Origin of the sequence: Actinoplanes sp. NPDC051513 (genome assembly GCF_044454685.1) — a bacterium.
Classification (GTDB): Bacteria; Actinomycetota; Actinomycetes; order Mycobacteriales; family Micromonosporaceae; genus Actinoplanes.
Genome location: NZ_JBITDW010000002.1, coordinates 685,688 through 703,892, shown reverse-complemented (window position 1 = coordinate 703,892; position 18,205 = coordinate 685,688). Strand labels below are relative to the sequence as shown.

21 protein-coding genes are annotated in these 18,205 nt (G+C 70.5%); 10 read left to right on the top strand and 11 right to left on the bottom strand.

The genetic code is table 11. The annotated features are described in order from the left end of the window. Nucleotides 1-51: 51 nt before the first annotated feature. Nucleotides 52-252, bottom strand: coding sequence for a hypothetical protein (locus ACIA5D_RS08535; protein ID WP_396029218.1), 201 nt, complete (start codon nt 250-252; stop codon nt 52-54). Between the two features lie 202 nt (nt 253-454). Between ACIA5D_RS08535 and ACIA5D_RS08530 the strand changes: the two genes are divergently transcribed. Together ACIA5D_RS08530 and ACIA5D_RS08525 are read left to right on the top strand one after the other, a co-directional pair. Continuing rightward, nucleotides 455-730: a hypothetical protein gene (locus ACIA5D_RS08530; protein WP_396029217.1), complete on the top strand. Its 276-nt coding sequence runs from the start codon at nt 455-457 to the stop codon at nt 728-730. A gap of 70 nt (nt 731-800) precedes the next feature. Continuing rightward, the gene (locus ACIA5D_RS08525) at nt 801-1,928 is read left to right on the top strand and encodes a hypothetical protein (protein WP_396029216.1); all 1,128 of its coding nucleotides are present in this window, start codon (nt 801-803) and stop codon (nt 1,926-1,928) included. 7 nt (nt 1,929-1,935) lie between these two features. Here ACIA5D_RS08525 and ACIA5D_RS08520 read toward each other — a convergent pair whose 3' ends face one another. Beyond that, on the bottom strand, nt 1,936-2,655 hold the full coding sequence (locus ACIA5D_RS08520) for a class I SAM-dependent methyltransferase (RefSeq protein WP_396029215.1): 720 nt from the start codon (nt 2,653-2,655) through the stop codon (nt 1,936-1,938). Nucleotides 2,656-2,661: 6 nt separating this feature from the next. Between ACIA5D_RS08520 and ACIA5D_RS08515 the strand changes: the two genes are divergently transcribed. After that, entirely contained in the window at nt 2,662-3,531 is an 870-nt protein-coding gene (locus ACIA5D_RS08515; RefSeq protein WP_396029214.1) for an NAD-dependent epimerase/dehydratase family protein, read from the top strand. On the opposite strand, the gene ACIA5D_RS08510 is transcribed toward ACIA5D_RS08515, so the two are convergent. The 3 genes from ACIA5D_RS08510 to ACIA5D_RS08500 form a co-directional block, all read right to left on the bottom strand. Continuing rightward, nucleotides 3,521-4,414: an LLM class flavin-dependent oxidoreductase gene (locus ACIA5D_RS08510; RefSeq protein WP_396029213.1), complete on the bottom strand. Its 894-nt coding sequence runs from the start codon at nt 4,412-4,414 to the stop codon at nt 3,521-3,523. The two genes, ACIA5D_RS08515 and ACIA5D_RS08510, sit on opposite strands and share 11 nt — an antisense overlap. 70 nt (nt 4,415-4,484) lie before the next feature. Further along, nucleotides 4,485-5,948, bottom strand: coding sequence for a family 43 glycosylhydrolase (locus ACIA5D_RS08505; RefSeq protein ID WP_396029212.1), 1,464 nt, complete (start codon nt 5,946-5,948; stop codon nt 4,485-4,487). Between the two features lie 13 nt (nt 5,949-5,961). After that, the gene (locus tag ACIA5D_RS08500; protein ID WP_396029211.1) at nt 5,962-7,041 is read right to left on the bottom strand and encodes an RICIN domain-containing protein; all 1,080 of its coding nucleotides are present in this window, start codon (nt 7,039-7,041) and stop codon (nt 5,962-5,964) included. 286 nt (nt 7,042-7,327) lie between these two features. Between ACIA5D_RS08500 and ACIA5D_RS08495 the strand changes: the two genes are divergently transcribed. Then, nucleotides 7,328-7,777 carry a nitroreductase/quinone reductase family protein gene (locus tag ACIA5D_RS08495; RefSeq protein ID WP_396029210.1) on the top strand — a complete coding sequence of 150 codons (450 nt, stop codon included), beginning with the start codon at nt 7,328-7,330 and terminating at the stop codon, nt 7,775-7,777. Nucleotides 7,778-7,780: 3 nt separating this feature from the next. Then, nucleotides 7,781-9,124, top strand: coding sequence for an ATP-binding protein (locus tag ACIA5D_RS08490; protein WP_396029209.1), 1,344 nt, complete (start codon nt 7,781-7,783; stop codon nt 9,122-9,124). On the opposite strand, the gene ACIA5D_RS08485 is transcribed toward ACIA5D_RS08490, so the two are convergent. Then, nucleotides 9,121-9,321, bottom strand: coding sequence for a DUF5999 family protein (locus tag ACIA5D_RS08485; RefSeq protein ID WP_396029208.1), 201 nt, complete (start codon nt 9,319-9,321; stop codon nt 9,121-9,123). The genes ACIA5D_RS08490 and ACIA5D_RS08485 overlap by 4 nt on opposite strands. Before the next feature lie 85 nt (nt 9,322-9,406). Between ACIA5D_RS08485 and ACIA5D_RS08480 the strand changes: the two genes are divergently transcribed. After that, nucleotides 9,407-10,060: a response regulator gene (locus ACIA5D_RS08480; protein WP_396029207.1), complete on the top strand. Its 654-nt coding sequence runs from the start codon at nt 9,407-9,409 to the stop codon at nt 10,058-10,060. Here the strand turns inward: ACIA5D_RS08480 and ACIA5D_RS08475 are convergent. Beyond that, on the bottom strand, nt 10,057-10,401 hold the full coding sequence (locus ACIA5D_RS08475; protein ID WP_396029206.1) for a response regulator transcription factor: 345 nt from the start codon (nt 10,399-10,401) through the stop codon (nt 10,057-10,059). The genes ACIA5D_RS08480 and ACIA5D_RS08475 overlap by 4 nt on opposite strands. 40 nt (nt 10,402-10,441) lie before the next feature. After that, nucleotides 10,442-12,673: a putative bifunctional diguanylate cyclase/phosphodiesterase gene (locus ACIA5D_RS08470; RefSeq protein WP_396029205.1), complete on the bottom strand. Its 2,232-nt coding sequence runs from the start codon at nt 12,671-12,673 to the stop codon at nt 10,442-10,444. Between the two features lie 135 nt (nt 12,674-12,808). Between ACIA5D_RS08470 and ACIA5D_RS08465 the strand changes: the two genes are divergently transcribed. Then, nucleotides 12,809-13,888, top strand: a complete 1,080-nt coding sequence (locus ACIA5D_RS08465; RefSeq protein ID WP_396029204.1) for a glycoside hydrolase family 19 protein — start codon at nt 12,809-12,811, stop codon at nt 13,886-13,888. On the opposite strand, the gene ACIA5D_RS08460 is transcribed toward ACIA5D_RS08465, so the two are convergent. Beyond that, nucleotides 13,885-14,292: a MerR family transcriptional regulator gene (locus ACIA5D_RS08460; RefSeq protein ID WP_396029203.1), complete on the bottom strand. Its 408-nt coding sequence runs from the start codon at nt 14,290-14,292 to the stop codon at nt 13,885-13,887. The genes ACIA5D_RS08465 and ACIA5D_RS08460 overlap by 4 nt on opposite strands. A 52-nt stretch (nt 14,293-14,344) precedes the next feature. On the opposite strand from ACIA5D_RS08460, the gene ACIA5D_RS08455 reads away from it, so the two are divergent. Both ACIA5D_RS08455 and ACIA5D_RS08450 read left to right on the top strand, forming a co-directional pair. Further along, a complete protein-coding gene (locus ACIA5D_RS08455) occupies nt 14,345-15,103 on the top strand; it encodes a methyltransferase domain-containing protein (protein ID WP_396029202.1) in 759 nt (252 codons plus the stop codon). A 30-nt stretch (nt 15,104-15,133) separates the two neighbouring features. After that, complete coding sequence (locus tag ACIA5D_RS08450; RefSeq protein ID WP_396029201.1) at nt 15,134-16,564, top strand: SMI1/KNR4 family protein; 1,431 nt, start codon at nt 15,134-15,136, stop codon at nt 16,562-16,564. Here the strand turns inward: ACIA5D_RS08450 and ACIA5D_RS08445 are convergent. Further along, a complete protein-coding gene (locus ACIA5D_RS08445; protein WP_396029200.1) occupies nt 16,557-17,342 on the bottom strand; it encodes an aminoglycoside N(3)-acetyltransferase in 786 nt (261 codons plus the stop codon). The genes ACIA5D_RS08450 and ACIA5D_RS08445 overlap by 8 nt on opposite strands. A gap of 78 nt (nt 17,343-17,420) precedes the next feature. After that, the gene (locus tag ACIA5D_RS08440; RefSeq protein WP_396029199.1) at nt 17,421-17,639 is read right to left on the bottom strand and encodes a hypothetical protein; all 219 of its coding nucleotides are present in this window, start codon (nt 17,637-17,639) and stop codon (nt 17,421-17,423) included. Nucleotides 17,640-17,743: 104 nt separating this feature from the next. Between ACIA5D_RS08440 and ACIA5D_RS08435 the strand changes: the two genes are divergently transcribed. Next, nucleotides 17,744-18,205, top strand: coding sequence for a nitroreductase/quinone reductase family protein (locus tag ACIA5D_RS08435; RefSeq protein WP_396029198.1), 462 nt, complete (start codon nt 17,744-17,746; stop codon nt 18,203-18,205).

The following is an 18,205-nucleotide window of genomic DNA, read 5'->3' as shown; positions in this document are numbered from 1 at the left end:
TCACATCGGTGGGCCGGCGTGGCGGGGGCGGCCGCCACTTCGGTCAGCGCATCATCCGTCGAGCGTCTTCACGTAGACAAGGCAGCGCTCCTGTTCCCGCACGATGCTGCCGTCGTCGCCCACGTGCTCGTGGAGCGTATCGAGCAGTTCGGGCCGCCATACGGCGAAACGTAGCCGCCGGTAGAGGCGGATGGCGCGGACGTTGTCGGTGCGCACGGCCAGGGCTACCCGGCGATGCTCGCGGGCGATCAACTGACGTTCGGCCTCCCCGATCAGTGCTCCTCGGCGGCGTCGACTGGAACGAGGCAACGCTGAACGCCATGCGCCTGACCCGGTGCCGGTGAAGCGGCACTCCGACGACGACCCGAGTCGGGGTTGCTTCCAGGTCGTTACCGGAGAGGAAACGCTGTCGTTCGCCCCCTAGTTCGAGGACCGCGGAGGTAACCGTGTCTTGGTGCAGGACGTGGGTCACCTGTTCCGGGCGCGAAATCCGATGAACCGCGAAAAGATCATCACCGTGTGCAACGGCATGTACGGCAGCGGCGTCTACGGTACGGTCCGAGCGCTCACCCACGACGTCTTCCGGGACAAGAACGCCGGCCATCTCGCGCGGGGATTCGCCGGGGACACCTTCAGCCTGCTCTTCCGCGTTCAGGTGCTGAACGGCCTGGCCGCGACACCGGACTGGACGGCGCCGGGCACCGTCCTGAACGCCTGGCCGGAGGCGTAGGGTGCCGGCCGACGACCCACCGAGTGCGGACGCCAGAGAACTCCACCACGGTTCCCACACCGGCCTCCTGGTGGACGAGGAGTTGTCCGACGACACGACGCCGGCGCGGCTGGACGCGATCATCGTGCCGACCGCCTGGCCGGTCGACGCGCTCCGGCACGTCATGCGGGTCGGCAAGGCCCTCCGCCGTCCGGTCGTGGCGCTGTGCAGCCGGGCCTCCTCGGCCGAACTGGCCCGGAAACTCGCCAAGCACGAACGCGCGCCCGTCATCGTGGCGGATGTCGACCAGTCGCTTGCCCGGAAACTGCCGTATTTCGAAACTGACCGGCTACTGCAGCGCGGGGGTTTCTACAACGGCAGCGATCTGAGTTTGAAACGAAATCTGGGGATTGTGCTCGCGCGCGGATCGAGCTGGCAACGCGTGCTGTTCCTCGACGATGACATCCACGTCAACGACATCACCGAGTTGGAGAAGGCAGCCGGGCTCCTGAACAAGAAGGATGAGGCCTATCGCGCCGTCGGACTGGCCAACCAAGGTTTCGAGGACAACTCGGTCGTGTGCCACGCGTACCGCAGCGTCGGTGGCCACCAGGAGACCTTCATCGGCGGTGGCGCGATGATCATTGATCCGCTCGGCACCCGGTCGTTCTATCCGAACATCTACAACGAGGACTGGCTCTTCCTGCTCGGGGACGGCATTCCCTTTCGAGCGGCACGTGCCGGAGCGGTGCGTCAACGCGCCTACGATCCCTTCGGCAACCCGCAGCGTGCCGCAGCCGAGGAGCTCGGCGACACCTTGGCCGAAGGACTTTTCTGGCTGCTCGAAAGCGACGGGTCCATCGATACGGCGCGGAGCGCGTACTGGGGTGATGCTCTCTTTCGCCGCCGCATGTTCATCGACTTCATCCTCTCCGAGCTGGACGACAAGCCGGAGCACGAGCGCATGCGCCGCTCGCTCGAGGCGGCCCGCGGCCGCAGCGCCGAAATCACCCACCGCTTGTGCCAGACCTTCGTGGAGCTGTGGCACGCCGATCTCGAGAACTGGCGCAAGTACCTGGATTGGGTGCCGATCAGTTCCGGGCCGAAGCAGTTCCTGCACGAGGTCGGCATGTCCGACCGGGTCACGTTCTCCGAGTACTACGAGGAAGCGCTTCGCCCGCCCCAGGAAGAGTCACCGTCGTTGGGCGGTTTGCTGTAACGCTTCGTCAGGGCCGCTGGGCGACGAGGATGATCTCGGGTGAGTCGGCGGCCGGCGTCGCGCGCTGCCAGTCGCCGTACTCGTGGATGACCGAGAAGCCCGCGTCCTCGAGCGACCGGACCAGGGCGGCAGCCTCGCGGAACGCGAGGATGTCGCGGTCCGAGGTCTCGGCGCCGGTGCGCGGATCGCGGGTGAGGGTGTCGTAGGCGACCAGTGGCAGCGACACCCACGCGGTTTCGTGCCAGAACTCGACTGGCCCTGCGAAACGCAGCGTCTCCGCGCGGGTCCAGCCCTCCCAGGCCCGGGCGGCCGGGTTGCGCGACTCGAAGGCCAGTACCCCGCCCGGAACGAGTGCCCGGTGCAGATCGGCGAGGGCGCGCGCCCACTCCTCGTCATCGCGGAACACCTGCGCCGCGTGGCCGGTCACGACCGCGAAATCCGCCGAGCCGGTGTCGGCGCGGTCGCTGTGCCCGAGCCGCCAATCGACCAGCGCGGCGCCGGGCTGCTCGCGGGCGACGCCCAGCATCGAGGCGTCGGGATCGATCCCAACGGCGGCGCGCCCCGGCGCCGCCAAGGCCCGCGTCAGTGTCCCGGTGCCGCATCCGAGGTCGAGCACCCGCGTCGCCCCGGCCTCGTCGGCGAGCGACCGGTAGAACAGATGATCGTCCCGGCCGGGGTTCAGCTCGTCGTAGGCGGCGGCGAAGTCGAAGCGTCCGCTAGGGTCCACGAAACCATGAAACCGTCCGTTGCCGTCCTCGGCGCCTCCGGGGTCTACGCCCGGCATCTGATCCCCCGCCTGGTGGCGCGGGGCCACCGCGTACGGGCCCTGGCACGCCGCCCCGATACGGCCACGGTCGCCCACGCCTGCGGCGCCGACGTCCGCCGGGCCGACATCTTCGAGCGTGACCAGTTGACGACCGCGCTGCGGGGCTGCGACGTCGCGCTCAACCTGGCGACGACGCTGCCCGGCCCGAGCGGGCCTGGCGATTTCGCGGCTACCGACCGCCTGCGCCGGGAGGGCACGCCGATCTGGGCCGCCGCCTGCCGCGACGCCGGAGTCGAGCGGGTGCTCCAGCAGAGCATTGCGCTGGTCAACAGCGGCGCCGGCGACGAATGGGCCGATGAGGACACCGCGTTTCCGCCCGACGACTCGACGGCCGGCCGGGCGATCGCCGCGGCGTTGTCGATGGAGGACAGCATCCGTCAGTCCCGGCTCGACTGGTGCATCCTTCGCGGCGGCCTCTTCTACGGCCCGGGCACGGGCCTCGACGACGACTGGTTCGCGCGGGCGCGCGAGGGTCGCCTCCGCCTGCCCGGCGACGGCAGCGACTACGCCTCCCTCGTCCGCATCGAGGACATGACCGCCGCCACCGTGCTGGCGATCGACCGCTGGCCGTCCCGCCGGTCGCTGATCGTCGCCGACGACCAGCCGTCGCGCTGGCGCGAAATTTTCGGCTTCATCGCCGCCGCGGTTGGCGCCGCTCCCCCACCGCCGGGCGGGCGCGCCGGTTTTCCGTCGTGGCGCGTCCGCAACGACCGCGCTCGCGACGCTCTCGGCTGGCAGCCCTTCCACGCGACCTACCGGCAGGGCCTCATCCGCTGATGGCCGCTCGCACCGCCGGGACGATCTCGTTGGCCCAGCGCTTGAGGGCAAGGTCGCCAGGTCCGCCGCCCTCCGGGGAGAAGAGCATGAAGCCCGCGGCGTTGTGGTCGAGGACCGCGCCGCTCAACTCCTCGATCCACTGCTCCACCGAGCCGCCGATCCAGCGCCCTTCCCGATTTCGCGTCGCGGCGAGCGGGCGGTCGGTGATGCGGCCCGGAAAGTTGAAGACGGTGCGGATGGAACCGGGGTCGCGTCCGGCCGCGACGGCGGCCTGGTCGATGAGGGGGCGCGACGAAAGAAAGCGCGGGCTCAGCCAGTCGGCCGCGTGACCTGGGATCCAGCCGTCGGCCACCCGTCCCGTTGCGGCCAGCGAGCGCGGCCCGACCGAGCCGGTCCAGATCTCGGGTGCGGGCGTCGGGGACGGCTCGATTTCGTCCAGCGAGTGGAACCTTCCGTGGAAAGTTACCGGCGCGCCGCCGCCGGAGAGCATGCGGACGACGAGCGCGGCTTCCTCGAAGGCGGCGACCGCATCGGACGGGGAGAGCCGCGGCACGCCCATCGCGGTGATCCGCTCCCACAGCCCGCCCGCGCCTATGCCGAGCACCACGCGGCCGCCGGAAAGGGCCGACAGCGACGTCACCGTCCGGGCCAGCACCGGCGCCGGGCGCAGCGGGACGTTGGTGACATTGGCGAAGCCGGCTATCCGCCGGGTGCTTCCCAGGAGAAAACCCAAGCTCGCGTACGCGTCGAGGCGCGCGCCCAGGTAGGGATGGTCGGACAGCGAGAACAGGTCGAGCCCGTCGTCGTCCGCCTGCCGGACCATCCGCGTCAGATCCGCCATGTCCGCGAAACCGCTGTGCGCGCCGAAACCGAAAACCACCATGACACCAAGCGTGCCGCGGCGCGGCCCCCGGAGGGAGGCCGCGCCGCGGCTGGTAGGGACAGGGTCAGGCTTACTCGCCGGAGGGAGCGGTGAGCGTGACGCCCAGGCCGACGGGAGAGCCGAAGTTCGGCGTGCCGTCGGCGTTCCAGGTGAACTTCTGGGCGCGGGTCGAGCGGTTCAGGTCGCAGTTGCCGCCGGAGTTGTTCGTGGCGTGGTAGACGATCCAGTCCTCGGTGCCGTCCGGGGACTTGAAGAAGCCGTTGTGCCCGGGCCCGTAGACGCCGGCCGCGTTGTTGCGCTGGAAGACCGGGGTCGACGACTTCACCCAGGACGACGCGTTCAGCGGGTCGCCGCCGTTGTAGGTGAGGATGCCCAGCTTGTAGTCGGGCGTGGAGCAGTGCGAGGCGGAGAAGACGATGAAAGTCTTGCCGTTGCGCTGCAGCACCTCGGCGCCCTCGTTGACCGCGCCACCGACCGTCTCCCAGCTGTAGGTGGGGCTGGAGAGCACGTGGCGGGTGCCGGCCGCGGTCCACGGGTTGGACAGCTCGCGGATGAAGTTGGGCTGGCTGCCGTTGTAGTAGGTGCCCAGCAGGTACAGCTTCCCGTTGAGCTGCATGATGCTCGGGTCGAGCTCCCACGTGTTGTTCGCCGTCGGATCGAGCAGGTCGGCCTTGAACGTGTACGGCCCCATCGGGTCGGTGCCGGACGACTCGAGCACGTGTATACGCTGCGTGCCCAGGTTGTACGGCTCCTGCCCGGCCACGTAGTACAGGTACCAGCGGGTGCCGCTCGGGCCGGTGAGCAGATGGAACTCGGGCGCCCACATGGTGCCGGCGCCGTTGGGCCGGGTCAGCGTGAAGATGGTCTGGTCGGCCGCCGAGGCGAGCCCGCCCAGCGTCGCCGACCGCCGCATCGTGATCTTGTTGTTCCAGGTCGTGGTGGCCAGGTAGTAGTAGCCGTTGTAGTACGTGAGCCACGGGTCGGGGCCCTGGACCTTCAGCGGATTCGTGAAAGTTTTCGTGGTGCCGCCGCCGGTCGGGAAGCCGGCCAGCCGCCAGACCCGGGAGGCGGCCGTCGTGCAGGGCAGCTGCACGAGCCCGGTGTCGGCGGCGGACGAGTCGCCGGCCGGGGCGATGCACTTGCCGGAGTGGACGGCGGCCAGGTTGAACGTGTTCGTGCCGACCGGGCGCAGCTGGAAGCGCTGGTTGTTCTGCCCGTTGCACGGCCACTGGATGATCTGCGCGTTGTCGGCGGTGCTCACGCCGTACACGTCGACGCAGTTGGTGTTGGCCGGGGTTGCGATCGTGTAGGTGTCGGAGCTGCCGGCGACGGGCGTCAGGGTGAAGGACTGGGCGCAGGCCGCCTGCGTCAGCTGGAGCGCCGCGGTGGTCGCGCCGCCCGGGACCGTGACGCAGTTGCTGTTCGCGGTGTTGGCGATGGTGCTGGCGAAAGTTGTCGCGGCGAATGCGCGACCGGGGACGAGCAGGGTCAGTAAGAGGGAGGCGGCGAAGACCGCCGCGGCACACCGTTTCATCGCGTTCTCCTTCTCAGGACAGGAAACTTCCGTACGGGCCGCTGAGGATCTGGCTCTTCTGTGCCGTGCTGAAATGCGTGTTCGGGTAGTTGTAGAAGGACGCCGACATCGGGGTGCCGTCGGTCGAGGAGGAGTCGGGCAGACCCAGCGCGTGGCCGAGCTCGTGCACCATCCCGCCGTACCAGCGGTTCATCGCGCCGTTGATGCCCGCCGCTCCGTCGGCGTCGTGCCCGCTGAGGATCACCCAGCCGTTGCCGCCGCCACCGCCCGCGCCGTCGCCCTCGGCGCTGATCTCGCCGACGTTGATCCACCGGCTGTCCGGCGCGCCGAGCCCGAACTTGCGACGCAGCTCGGTCTGCATGTTGCAGACCGTCCACCAGTACTTCTCCCCGCAGTTGGGGGTGTTCTCGTACCAGCTGCGCACCTGGTCGCCCGTGACCACTTCGACCACCGGGTTGTTCAGCGCGAAAGTTCTCCCGAGCTCCTGCCGGTAGTAGCGCTGCGCCTCCGCCAGGACGGCGGCGATGCCGTCCGGATAACGCTGGTCGAAGGGGACGTCGCTGGGGCGGAGCCAGAAGACGCGTACGGTGCGGGTGGCCGGCCCGGTGCTGGGCGTGAGCCCCGGCACCCGCCAGACCCGGCTAGACGTGCACGGCAGCTGCACGATCGAGGCGCCGGCGGCGGACACGCACTTTCCGGAGGAGACGGAGACGATGGCGTACGCGTTGCCGCTGGGCTGCACCCGCCAGCGCTGGTTGTTGCCGCTGTGGCAGGGCCACTGGATGATCGCCGCGTTGTCGGCGGTGGACGCGCCCGAGACGTCGACGCAGTTTCCGGCCGCCGGGGTGCCGATCGTGTAGGCGTCGGTGGCGCCGGACACCGGGGTGAAGCTGAAGGACTGCCCGCACGTGCCGAGGACGAGCTGCTGACCGGCCGTGCCGCCGCTCACCTGAAGGCAGTTCGTGCCGTCGGTGATGGCGCTGGTGAAGGCGGCGGCGGCCGTGGCCGGCCCCGCCGGGGTGAATGGTACGAGGACCGTGGCCAGGACGGTGGCCAGGAGCGCCCGGCGTAACCGGGCACGAGGTGTCGACATGCTGCTGCCCTCCGGTGGGGGTCGGGAGGTGGAACCGACGGAGGTGGGGAGGCACCCGGCGGTCGATGTTCCAAGCAGGTTGCGAAAACCTTTTCAGGACCATACCAGCGCATGTGATTTCGTCAATAGACGCAGGTGATCACGGCTTCGACGACAGTTTTGACGCTGGCGCGCCGAAACCTTTTCGTCGAAATATTTTCGGCGACGCCGGGATCGCGTACGGGCAGGACATCGAGCAGAATCGCAGCGGAACGGCCGCACCGGCCGGAGAGGCGAGGGGATCGCGTTGGGCTTCGACACCACCCGCAAGGGAACCCGTGGCGCCCGCCAGCCGCGCGGCGCGCTGCTGAACTGGGCCAACAAGATGACGATCAAGCGAATCCGCGGCAAGAAAGCCGGCGACATGCTGGTGCTCACCACCGTGGGACGCAAGAGCGGCGCCAGCCGCGAAACTCCGGTCCGCAGTTTTCCCGGCGGCGACGGCACGTGGCTGATCGTGGCGTCGGCGAACGGCGCGGCGGCCCATCCGGCCTGGTATCTCAACCTCGCGGCAAACCCCGACGTGACGATCGAGGTCGGCGGGCGGAAAGTTCCGGTGACCGGGACGCAACTGGCCGGCGCCGAGCGCGAGCAGGCCTGGCAGCAGATCAGCGACGCGGCGCCACGTTTCGCGGGTTATCAGCAGAAGACCGACCGCGAGCTGCCCGTCATCCGGCTCACCGAACGAGCCGCCTGACACGTGCGATCCCGGCTGCCGTTCCCGGTCGAGGTCGCGCTCGCGATCGTCGCGGGGGTGGGCTCCTTCATCGTGTCCGCGCTCGTCTGCTCGGCGGCCCGCGGGCACGCGCCCGATCTGCTGATGGGCCTGGCGCTGCTGGCGGTGGTGCTCGGGATCGCGCGCGTGGCGGGCATCCTCTACGCGCTGCCGACCGGGGTTGCGGCGATCCTCGCGTACGACTGGTATTTCCTGCCGCCGCTGCGGGACATCAACGACGCGGCGTACGCCGTGCTCGGGCTGTTCATCGTGATGGCGGTGATCGTCGGCTCGGTCACCACCTCGACGGGGCGGCGGGCGCTCGCCGCCGAGCGGGCCCGGGGCGACCTGGCCGAGACGCAGGCCTCGCTGCGGCGGGTCGCCCTGCTCATCGCGCGGGGCGAGTCGCCGCGGTCGGTCTTCGCGGCGGTCACCCGCGAGGTGCTGCGGCACTTCGGCGGCGGCACCGCACGACTGGTGCGGTTCGAGCGGGACGGCGGCGCGACCGACGTGGCGGCCGAGGGCGCGGTGACCAGCGCGGACGAGCTGATCGCGAAGGTTCGCCGCACCGGGCGGGCCGCCCGGGACGGCGACGCGCTCGGCATGCCGATCCACGTGGACGGCCGGGTCTGGGGGATGTTCCTGGTCTGCTCGGAAGATCGGCCGCCGCCGGACTCGGAGGCGCGGATGGCCGAGTTCACCGAGCTGGTGGCGACCGCGGTGGCCGACGCGCAGAGCCGGGCCGAGCTGGTCAGCTCGCGGGCCCGGATCGTGGCGGCCGCCGACGAGGCGCGGCGGCGGATCGAGCGGGACCTGCACGACGGGGCGCAACAGCGGCTGGTCGCGCTGTCGCTGCGGTTGCGCACCGCCGAGGCCGCAAATCTTCCCGAGCTCGCGGCCGACCTCACGACGGTGATCGACGAGCTGCGGGAGCTGTCGCGCGGGATCCACCCGGCGGTGCTGACCGACTCGGGGCTGCGGCCGGCGCTGCGGGCGATCGGCCGGCGATCGCCGGTGCCGGTCGAAGTTTCCGTCGATCTCGCGAAAAGGTTGCCGCAAGCCGTGGAGGTCGGCGTCTATTACGTGGTCTCGGAGATGGTGACCAACGCGGTGAAACATGCGGACGCGGCGGTCGTCGAGGTCAATGCGTCACTCGACGGCGACACCCTGGTGCTCGTCGTGCGCGACGACGGGGCCGGCGGGGCGGATGAGGCCAAGGGTTCGGGGCTGGTCGGGCTCAAGGACCGGATCGCCGCGCTCGGCGGGACGTTCGAGCTGGTCAGCCCCGCGGGCGGCGGCACGACGGTGCGGTGCCGGATCCCGGTCTAAGCCGCCAGCGGGACCCGCGCCTTCCGGGGCGCACGCCGGCGCAGAGGTGTGACCGTAGCGGGCCGGGCGGCGGCGTCGAGGACGATCGCGCCGTTGCACAGCATGCTCCAGCCGAGCTCGGCGTGGTGGACGAGGACGTGGGCGGAGTCCCAGCCGGGCTGGTCGATCGGCGGGCACTCGGGGTGGTGATCGCACATACCAAGAGCCTCGCGAAACGCGGCCTTGAGCACATCGAGGGCAGCACGACTCCTCGTTACCGGCTAGCCGGTATTTAATGCTTCGGTGACCGGTCTACGAGTGGTGCTGGCGGAGGACGACGTCCTGCTGCGTGAAGGGCTGGCAAGCCTGCTCGAGCGGTCGGGCCTGACCGTGCTGGGCCAGGCCGGCGACGGCGCGGAACTGCTGGAGCTGGCCCGGCGCACGAGACCCGACATCGTGGTCGCGGACGTGCGGATGCCGCCGTCGCACACGACCGAGGGGCTCGAGGCCGCCCGGCAGCTGCGCAAGGAGCTGCCGGAGGTGGGGATCCTCGTGCTCTCCGCGTACGCGGACGTCGACCAGGCCATGGAGCTGCTGGCCGGCGGGCGCGCCATCGGGTACATGCTCAAGAGCCGGGTCACCGACGTCTCGGAGTTTCTCGCCGCGCTGGAAAGAATCGCCGACGGCGGCTCGGTCATCGACCCGGGCCTGGTGGCGGAGCTGGTCACCGCGCGGCGGCGCAACGACCCCCTGGCCGTGCTGAGCGCCCGCGAGCGGGAGGTCCTGGGGCAGATGGCCGAGGGGCAGTCCAACGCCGGGATCGCGCGGCGGCTGTTCATCACCGAGGGCACGGTCGAGAAACACGTACGCGGCGTGCTGACGAAACTGAACCTGGCCGACACCGACGACCACCACCGGCGGGTGCTGGCGGTGCTGGCGTTCCTGGAGGCGCGTTAGGCGTCCAGGAGCTGTTTCACCGCGCTGGCGGACAGCGCGGTCTTCGCGAGGAAGCCGATCGCGCGGCTCTCCTCGACGAGGTCGATGTAATCGTCGCCGGAATGCGTAGAGATCATGATCACGGGGGTCGGGCGGAGGCGCTCGGCCAGCTCGAAGCCGCTCTCGCCGCCCAGGTTGATGTCGACCAGGGCCACGTCGGGGCCGAGGTCGGCCGCCTGCCCGACGGCGTCGGCGATGTGCCCGGCGGTGCCCACGACGGTCAGGCCCTCGCGCTCGAGCAGGTCGCGTGCGGCGGCGAGGAACTGGGAGTTGTCGTCGACGAGGAGGCAGCGCAATGTCACGCTTCCAGGGTGACAGGGCTTTTCCGCGTACGCATTCCTGCTAACCCGAAATAGCAAGCGTCGAACCACTCCATTCCGGCGAGACGGCGATCATCCGGCTGATGTCGGACGCCCCGACCGGGCGGGTGTAGAAGTAGCCCTGCGCCGCGTCGCAGCCCAGCTCACGCAGTTTCGCCAGGGTCGGCTCGTCCTCGACGCCCTCGGCGATCGCGCGCAGGCCAAGCGCGTGCGCCAGCGCGATCATCGCGTGCACGACGCCCTCGCGGGCGGGGTCGTCGGTGAAGTCCGATACGAAACTGCGATCGATCTTCAGTGCGTCCCAGTGCCGGTCGGCCAGCCGGGACACCGACGAGTAGCCGGTGCCGAAGTCGTCGACCGCCACCGCCACGCCGTGCCGGCGCAGCTCGGCGAGGGTGCCGGTCATCACCGCCTCGTCGACCAGCGCGGTCTCGGTGACCTCGAGGATCAGGGCGGACGGCGGCACGTCATGTGCCTCGAGCGCGGCCAGCACCACCGGGATCAGCCGGCTGTCGTTGAGCTGCCGCGGCGACACGTTCACCGCGACCGTGGGGCGCCAGCCGAACTCGGCGAGCCAGCCGTCCTGGGCGGTCAGCACCTGGTCGAGGACCTGCTCGAAGAGCTGGCCGATGATGCCGTGTGTCTCGGCGTGCGGCACGAACTCGTCCGGCGAGAGCAGGCCGCGCTCGGGGTGCTGCCAGCGGACCAGGGCTTCGAGGGCGTAGAGGCGGCCGGTGACCAGGTCGATCTCGGGGTGGTAATGGCAGAGCAGCTCGCCGTTGACCAGCGCGTGCCGCAGCTCGGTGTCCAGCCGGAGGCGGGCGCTCGCCGCCGCCGCGTACCGGTCGTCGAAGCGCTCGGCGCGGCCGCGGCCACCGCTCTTCGCCTGGTACATCGCGGTGTCCGCGTCGCGGAGCAGCTCGGCCGGGTCGGCCTGGAAGTCGTCGGTCGTGCGGACGCCGACCGACACCGACGGGAACAGCTCGACGCCGTCGATGACGATCGGCTCGGTGAACGTGGTGACCAGCCGCTCGGCGACCGCGTCGGTGTCCTCGTCGGTCGCGCCCGGCATGAGGATGACGAACTCGTCGCCGCCGAGCCGGAAGACGATGTCCTGGTCGCCGCGGACGGTGGCGACGATGCGATCGGCGATCGTCACCAGCATGCGGTCGCCGGCCTCGTGGCCGAGGCTGTCGTTGACGTCCTTGAAGCGGTCGAGGTCGCAGAAGAGCAGCGCGACCTTGCTGCTGCCGTCGGAGGGAAGCTCGGCCAGCGCGAAAGTGAGCCGGCGCAGAAGCTCGGTGCGGTTGGGCAACCCGGTCAGCGCGTCCTGTGTGGCGCGCCGGCCCATGTCGCGCAGCGGGCGGCGGATGCGCACCGCCGCCAGCGTCGCGGAGACCAGCACGGCCAGGCCGACCAGCCGCGCCACGCCGTGGGCACTGAGGGCGGCGTACGCGTCGAGCGCCAGCACCCCGGCGATGACGACCAGGTAGCGGCGCACGCTGAGAATGTTCGTGGAAACATGCAGCGGCACGTTGAGCTGCGGCATCTGCGGGTGCAGCGCGGCCGCGCCGAGCAGCAGGGGCATCAACATCCAGCCCAGGTCCATCCAGCCGCCGGCGGTGTAGGTGCCGTTCAGGCTGGCGGTCGCGTAGTAGGCGTCCGGGACGAACCAGCAGACCATGCCGGCCACCAGCAGCCGGGCCGGCATCTTTCGCATCTCCATGGAAAGGCCGGCGCGCAAGGCGCCGAAGAGCACGATCAATGTGCTGACCGGGGTGACCACCGCGACGAGTACGGCGAGAGCGTTGCCCTGGTCGTGCATGGTAGGGCTGATGATGTGGATCCAGTACTGCAGCGCCAGCGGGACGGTCAGGACGCCCGCCTCGAGGAAACTGTCGCGCCCGGCGTGGTGGCTCAGGCGGACGACCGCGGCGGCGGCGAGCAGGTGTGCGGCGATGTAGAGGACGTCGGCGACCGACGGGAACGGCGGCTCCGCCTGGAAGAGGTCGTAGCCGGCGAAGATGATGTCGCCGACGGCCGAGAGCGCGAGCGCGGTGGCCAGCATGGTCCAGGCCGAGCGGTTTCGCGGCCGGTTGCGGCGCAGCCCAATGAACGCGGCGATGCCGCCGGTCGCGTTGACCAGCGGAAAGATCCAGTTCGTGGCCTGGTTCGCCGGCAGCACGATGTACGCGACCGCGACGACCGTGCCGACAAGCAGGTACCAGAGCCACGCGCGATCACGGTTCAGCATGCTGGAGCTCCACTCGGAGCGGGGGGTGGACTCCGTAGTGATCGGCGCGGCCGGGCGGAAACTTAAACGTTCGACCTTTGCCCATATGGGTAAAGTTTCTTTACAGATGACTCGACATTTGGTTATGTCGATCCCATGACTCGAAAGCGCCTGCTCATGGTGCTCGCCGCGGCGGTGTTCTCCCTGATCGCCGCGGCGGGCGTCGTGATCCCCAGCACGGCATCCGACGCGGCCGCGGCCTGCGTCACCCCCTACAACAGCGCCACGGTGTACACCGGAGGCATGACCGCGTCCTACAACAGCCACAACTGGACCGCCAAGTGGTGGACGCAGGGCGAGGCGCCCAGCACGGGCGGCTCGGGCGTCTGGCAGGACAACGGGACCTGCGGCTCGTCCGGCGGAGGCGGCGGCACCACCTGCAACTACCCGAACTGGGTCGCCGGACAGTACTACGCCGTCGGCGCGATCGTGCGGTACTCGAACGGCCTCGACTACCAGGCGACGCACGAGAACCCGGGGTACGACCCGACGATCAGCACCTGGTTCTGGTCGCCGTACAGCTGCTCCGGCGGCGGCGACCCCGGCGGCGGCGGAAACAGCGGGTTCGTCGTGTCCGAGGGGCAGTTCAATCAGATGTTCCCGGGGCGGAACTCCTTCTACACGTACGCCGGACTCACCGACGCGATGCGCAAGTACCCCGCCTTCGCGACCAGCGGCAGTGACACCGTCAAGCGACAGGAGGCCGCCGCGTTCCTCGCCAACGTGAGCCACGAGACCGGCGGGCTCGTCTACATCGACGAGATCAACCAGGCGAACTGGCCGCACTACTGCGACTATTCGCAGCCCTACGGGTGCCCGGCCGGCCAGTCCGCCTACCACGGCCGCGGGCCGATCCAGCTGAGCTGGAACTTCAACTACTACGCGGCCGGCAACGCGCTCGGCGTCGACCTGCTGAACAACCCCGGCCTGGTCGGCACGAACTCGTCGATCTCGTGGCAGACCGGTCTGTGGTACTGGATGACCGGTACCGGGGCGGCCGGCACGACCTCGCACAACGCGATGGTCAACGGCCAGGGCTTCGGCACCACGATCCGGGCCATCAACAGCATCGAGTGCAACGGCGGGAACCCGGCCCAGGTGCAGAGCCGCATCAACCTGTACACCCAGTTCGCCGGCATCCTCGGCGTCCCGACCGGCGGCAACCTGAGCTGCTAGTCGTGGTCCATCGCGTCGGCCACCGTGACGCCGTCCAGGCGGGCCAGCACCATCTCGTGGAAGCGGGGGCAGGCGCGGTGGTCGGCGTGCCGGCAGCGCAGGCCGTGTTCCAGCATCTTCTCGGAAAGTGCCAGCTGAGCCAGGCGCTCGCGCACCTGGGTCAGCTGGCTTTCGAGCATCGCCCGCCGGCGCACCGGGTCGTCGAGCTCGCGGATGTCCTCGAGGCTGAAGCCGGCCGCCTTGCACAGCTGGATCTCGGCGACACGGGCGACGTGGGTGTCGTCGTACACCCTTCGTCCCGCGACGCGCCGTTTCGGATCCAGCAGCCCGGCGTCCTCCCAGTGACGCAGCACGTGGGTCGCCAGCCCGAAGCGTGCCGCCAGTTCGCCGATCGAGTACTCCACGGGCATCGCCTCCGTTGACTTCAGGTCGACCTTAAGTCGGATAGTCGGCGGCATGCACAGTGCCTTCACCGATTCCGAGAACCTGATCCGCATGCTCGACGCGGCCGAGTCGATCGCCGGGGCTGCCGAGCTACGCGTACGCAGCTATGAGCAGTTGTCCCTGAAACCGGGCGCGACCGTGGTCGACGCGGGGTGCGGCGCCGGGCGGGCCGTGGCCGAGCTCGCGGAACGCGGGGCGCGGGCATCCGGGGTGGATCTCGACCCGGTCATGGTGCGCGCCGCCCGCGAAAGGTTTCCGGCGATAGACGTACGCGAAGCCGATGTGCTTTCGCTGCCGCTGGCCGACGGCGAGGCCGAGGGATATCGGGCCGACAAGGTCTATCACGTGCTGCCGTCGCCGGCCGAAGCGCTGGCCGAGGCCCGGCGGGTACTCACTCCCGGCGGCCGCATCGTGCTGGTCGGGCAGGACTGGGACACCATGGTGATCGACTCGTCGTTCCCGGAGGTGACGCGGCGGATCGTGCACGCGCGGGCCGACACGATCACGCATCCGCGGATCGCCCGCGGCTACCGCAACCTGCTCCTGGACGGCGGGTTCGGCGACGTCACGCTCGAGGTGCACACGGCCGTCTTCACCGACGCGAGCGCGCAGCAGTTGCTGCCCGGGCATGCCGCGGCGGCGCGGGCAGCGGGGGTGATCAGCGAGGCGGAGTCGGCGGAGTGGCTGAGCGACCAGGCCACCCGGGCGGCGGACGGGCGTCTGATGATCGCCGTCCCGATGTTCCTGGCCGCCGGAACACGCCTGCCCTGAACTCGCGCGGTTCCTCTGTAGAGTGTCCGCGTGGAGCGGGGGTGGCCGGGCCGCGGGCCCTGGATGATCACGGCTACGTCGACCGGCGTCGATTGGCGAGTGGCGGCCACGGTGCTGGCGGCGGCCGCCGGCGTGCCGGTCGCGGTCGTCGTCGTGGGCGGCCGCGTCGCCGGGGAAGACCCGATCCGTGGCCACCTCGCCGGGGTGCTCGAGCTGACGGCGGCCGATCAGCTGAGCCTCGAGCAGGCGCGCAACATGGTCGTGACCATGGGCTGGGCGCACGGACTCGTGCTCGTGGGGGCCGATGCCGGGCTGCTCGTGCCGGTCGGGCGGGACGGGTGGACGCTCGCGGACCTCGCCGCCGCCGTCAACGCGCCGGCCGTGGTGGTGGCCGGGCCGGGACCGGACGCGGTCAACCACACCACGCTGGCGCTCGGGGCGCTCGCCGGGCACGGGATCGTCGCGGCCGTCGTGACGATCGGAGAGGTCGACGACCAGAGCCTGCCGGTCACGCCGGCCGGACGGATCCCGGCGAAGCTGCCGGACGACCTCTCGGGGGCGGCCGAGTGGCTCGATCCCACCTTGCGAGCGACGCCCGCGCCGGCGCCGCCCGCGCCCGCGGTCGTCTCGCCGCCGGCGCCCGGCCGGGCGCCGGTCAGCGGGAAACGGCTCGTGCTCGGTCTGCTGACGGTTTTCGCGGTGATGGTGCTCGCGGTGTGCGGGCTGGCGTGGTCCGGGCGCGGCTCGTCCGATGTGGAGTACCACGCCACCCTGCGGCCGGCCCCCCGGCTCTCGCTGTACGTGGCGCCGGTGACTCCGCAACGGACGCGGATCGCGGTCGATGCCTGCCCGCAGTACGCGGGCAAGGTCGCCGTCACCGGGCCGGACGCGGCCGGCGCCGCCCGGGTGAACGCGGCCTGGCAGCGGATCGAGAAGTGGCTCGCCGGCCATGCCCCAGCCGCCGCCCGAACGCTACGACCGGGCGCGCCGGCGGCGCGGATCGACGCGGTCCAGCGGCAGATGTCGGTGACGTTCCCGCCCGATCTGGTGGCCTCGCTGCGCCGGCACGACGGTGTCGCCTCGCTGGCCGGCTTCTCGCTGCCGCCGTTCTACGTCCCCGAGACCATCGACGGGATTCTCGGCGACTGGAAGGTGACCTGCAGCGTCCTGTCCGGCCAGGACACCGCCTGGGGAAGGGAGAATCCCTGGTGGGACAAGGCTTTCGTCCCGTTCGCCCAGGACGGCAGCGGCGGATGCCTGTTCGCCGACCAGCGGGCGGGCGGACACGGGCGGATCGGCGAGTTCTATCCCGAGGACGGCACCAGTTTCGAGCGTTGGCCGGCGTCTTTCGTGGAACTTCTGGAGGGGACCGCGACGTCGCTGGAAACCGGGCGACCGTACGCGGGAAACTATCGGCCGCGGGTCGGCACGGACGGGGCGCTCGACTGGGAGATCATCTGAAGCAGCGGATCCAGGCGGTGGCGAAGTCGACCAGCTCGCGCTGGGGCATCAGGCGGGCGACCGCGTCGCCCACCATCCCGACGGCCAGCGCGCCGCTTTCCTCGTAGGCGCCGCCTAGTTTCGCGAAATCGGAGCTGTCGGCCAGCGGCGCGGTCCAGGTGACCCAGCGGGAAGCGCCGCCGGGCAGGCATACGGCCGCGCCGTAGTCGGTCATCACCGGCCGGTCCTGCCGGCATTCGGCCAGATGCAGCGAGGTGTTGCGGTCGTGGCTGCAGCCGATCAGCAGCACCCGGCCGCGCAGGCGGTAGATCGCGCCGAGCGGCGAGGCCTCGCCCAGTCCCTCCTCCAGGCGGTGGTCGCGCACGACAGTTCCGGCCTGGGCGCCGACCGCGGCGAACGACATCTGTGGGTGATCGCTGCGGAGGGCGCCGGGCCACTTTCGTACGATCTCGGGCAGCGTCCCCACCCACCAGCTGGGCGTCCTCGCCGGATCGAAGCCGGGGCTCTGCTCGCGGATGACCGGCCACCACTCGGGTGGGACCGGCGGGTTCCGCCAGCCGGCCGGATCGGAGTTGAAGGTGGTGTGGGTCGGCACGACCAGCGTGCCGGCCGGGCCGAGCACGTCGAGCAGCGCCTGGACGACGGCCTGCGCGAGGCCCGCGACGAAACCGATAGCGCGCAGCGAGGAGTGGACCAGCACGGTGTCCCCGGGGGCCAGCCCGAGGGCGCGCAGGTCGGCGGCCAGTGACCGGGCGGTGTGCGGCAGCCTCTGCGTCACCGCGCCAGTATGCCGAGGAGGAGCCGATTCCGGCAGACGCACCTTCACGGGGCACGCTGCCGGCCGCCTGACCGCCGCTCAGCCCTCTCGCGCGGCGAGCGCCTCCATCGCGTTGACGTACTGATGGTCGGTGATGTCGCCGGCGGCCAGTTGGGCCGCGAGGACGCCTTCGGTGCTCGACATCATGGGATCCGCCCGCCATGGGCGCGCCGCGGCGGGCTCGCGGCCCACCCGTTTCCAGATGGACAACGCGCAGACGGATAAAACCACCAAAACAAATACGTACACGAACATCATGCCCCCGTTCACCTCTGAAAACCCATGCTGGGACGGCGGCCGGGTTGATCGGAAGGGTGGCGTCGGCTTGGCGACGCGGGGCTCTCGGGTGAGACAGTCACGCCATGGCCAACGATCAGCTGCCCAAGACGCTCCGCTTCCAGGGCGTCGCGAACCGGATCGTACGGGTGCTGCTGCGCACGCCGCTGATAGCGCGCGGCGTCGGCGCCCGCCTGATCACCCTCTATGTGGTCGGACGAAAGTCCGGCAAGCGGTACACCGTGCCGGTCGCCTACACCGCCCACGAGGGCGCGCTGCTGATCGGCACGCCGTTCGCGTGGGCGCGCAACCTGCGCACCGGCGACACGGTCGAGGTCCGCCACAAGGGTCGCCGCCGTCAGGCCGGCGTCGAGGCGCTCACCGATGAGGCGTCGGTGATGTGGGGGTACGGGGTGATCGCGCGTGACAACCACAGCTTCGCCGGCTTCAACAACATCGCGCTGGACGCCGGCGGGAACCCGGACGAGGCCGACCTGCGCCGATCCTGGGAGGTCGGTGGCCGCGTCATCCGCCTGACGCTGCGCTGA

Bases quoted from the DNA above. Each gene is read 5' to 3' on its own strand.
- ACIA5D_RS08470 (WP_396029205.1), bottom strand. From the start codon at position 12,673: ATGCTGAACCGTGATCGCGCGTGGCTCTGGTACCTGCTTGTCGGCACG.
- ACIA5D_RS08515 (WP_396029214.1), top strand. From the start codon at position 2,662: ATGAAACCGTCCGTTGCCGTCCTCGGCGCCTCCGGGGTCTACGCCCGG.
- ACIA5D_RS08505 (WP_396029212.1), bottom strand. From the start codon at position 5,948: ATGAAACGGTGTGCCGCGGCGGTCTTCGCCGCCTCCCTCTTACTGACC.
- ACIA5D_RS08500 (WP_396029211.1), bottom strand. From the start codon at position 7,041: ATGTCGACACCTCGTGCCCGGTTACGCCGGGCGCTCCTGGCCACCGTC.
- ACIA5D_RS08435 (WP_396029198.1), top strand. From the start codon at position 17,744: ATGGCCAACGATCAGCTGCCCAAGACGCTCCGCTTCCAGGGCGTCGCG.
- ACIA5D_RS08485 (WP_396029208.1), bottom strand. From the start codon at position 9,321: ATGTGCGATCACCACCCCGAGTGCCCGCCGATCGACCAGCCCGGCTGG.
- ACIA5D_RS08510 (WP_396029213.1), bottom strand. From the start codon at position 4,414: ATGGTGGTTTTCGGTTTCGGCGCGCACAGCGGTTTCGCGGACATGGCG.
- ACIA5D_RS08465 (WP_396029204.1), top strand. From the start codon at position 12,809: ATGACTCGAAAGCGCCTGCTCATGGTGCTCGCCGCGGCGGTGTTCTCC.
- ACIA5D_RS08455 (WP_396029202.1), top strand. From the start codon at position 14,345: ATGCACAGTGCCTTCACCGATTCCGAGAACCTGATCCGCATGCTCGAC.
- ACIA5D_RS08440 (WP_396029199.1), bottom strand. From the start codon at position 17,639: ATGATGTTCGTGTACGTATTTGTTTTGGTGGTTTTATCCGTCTGCGCG.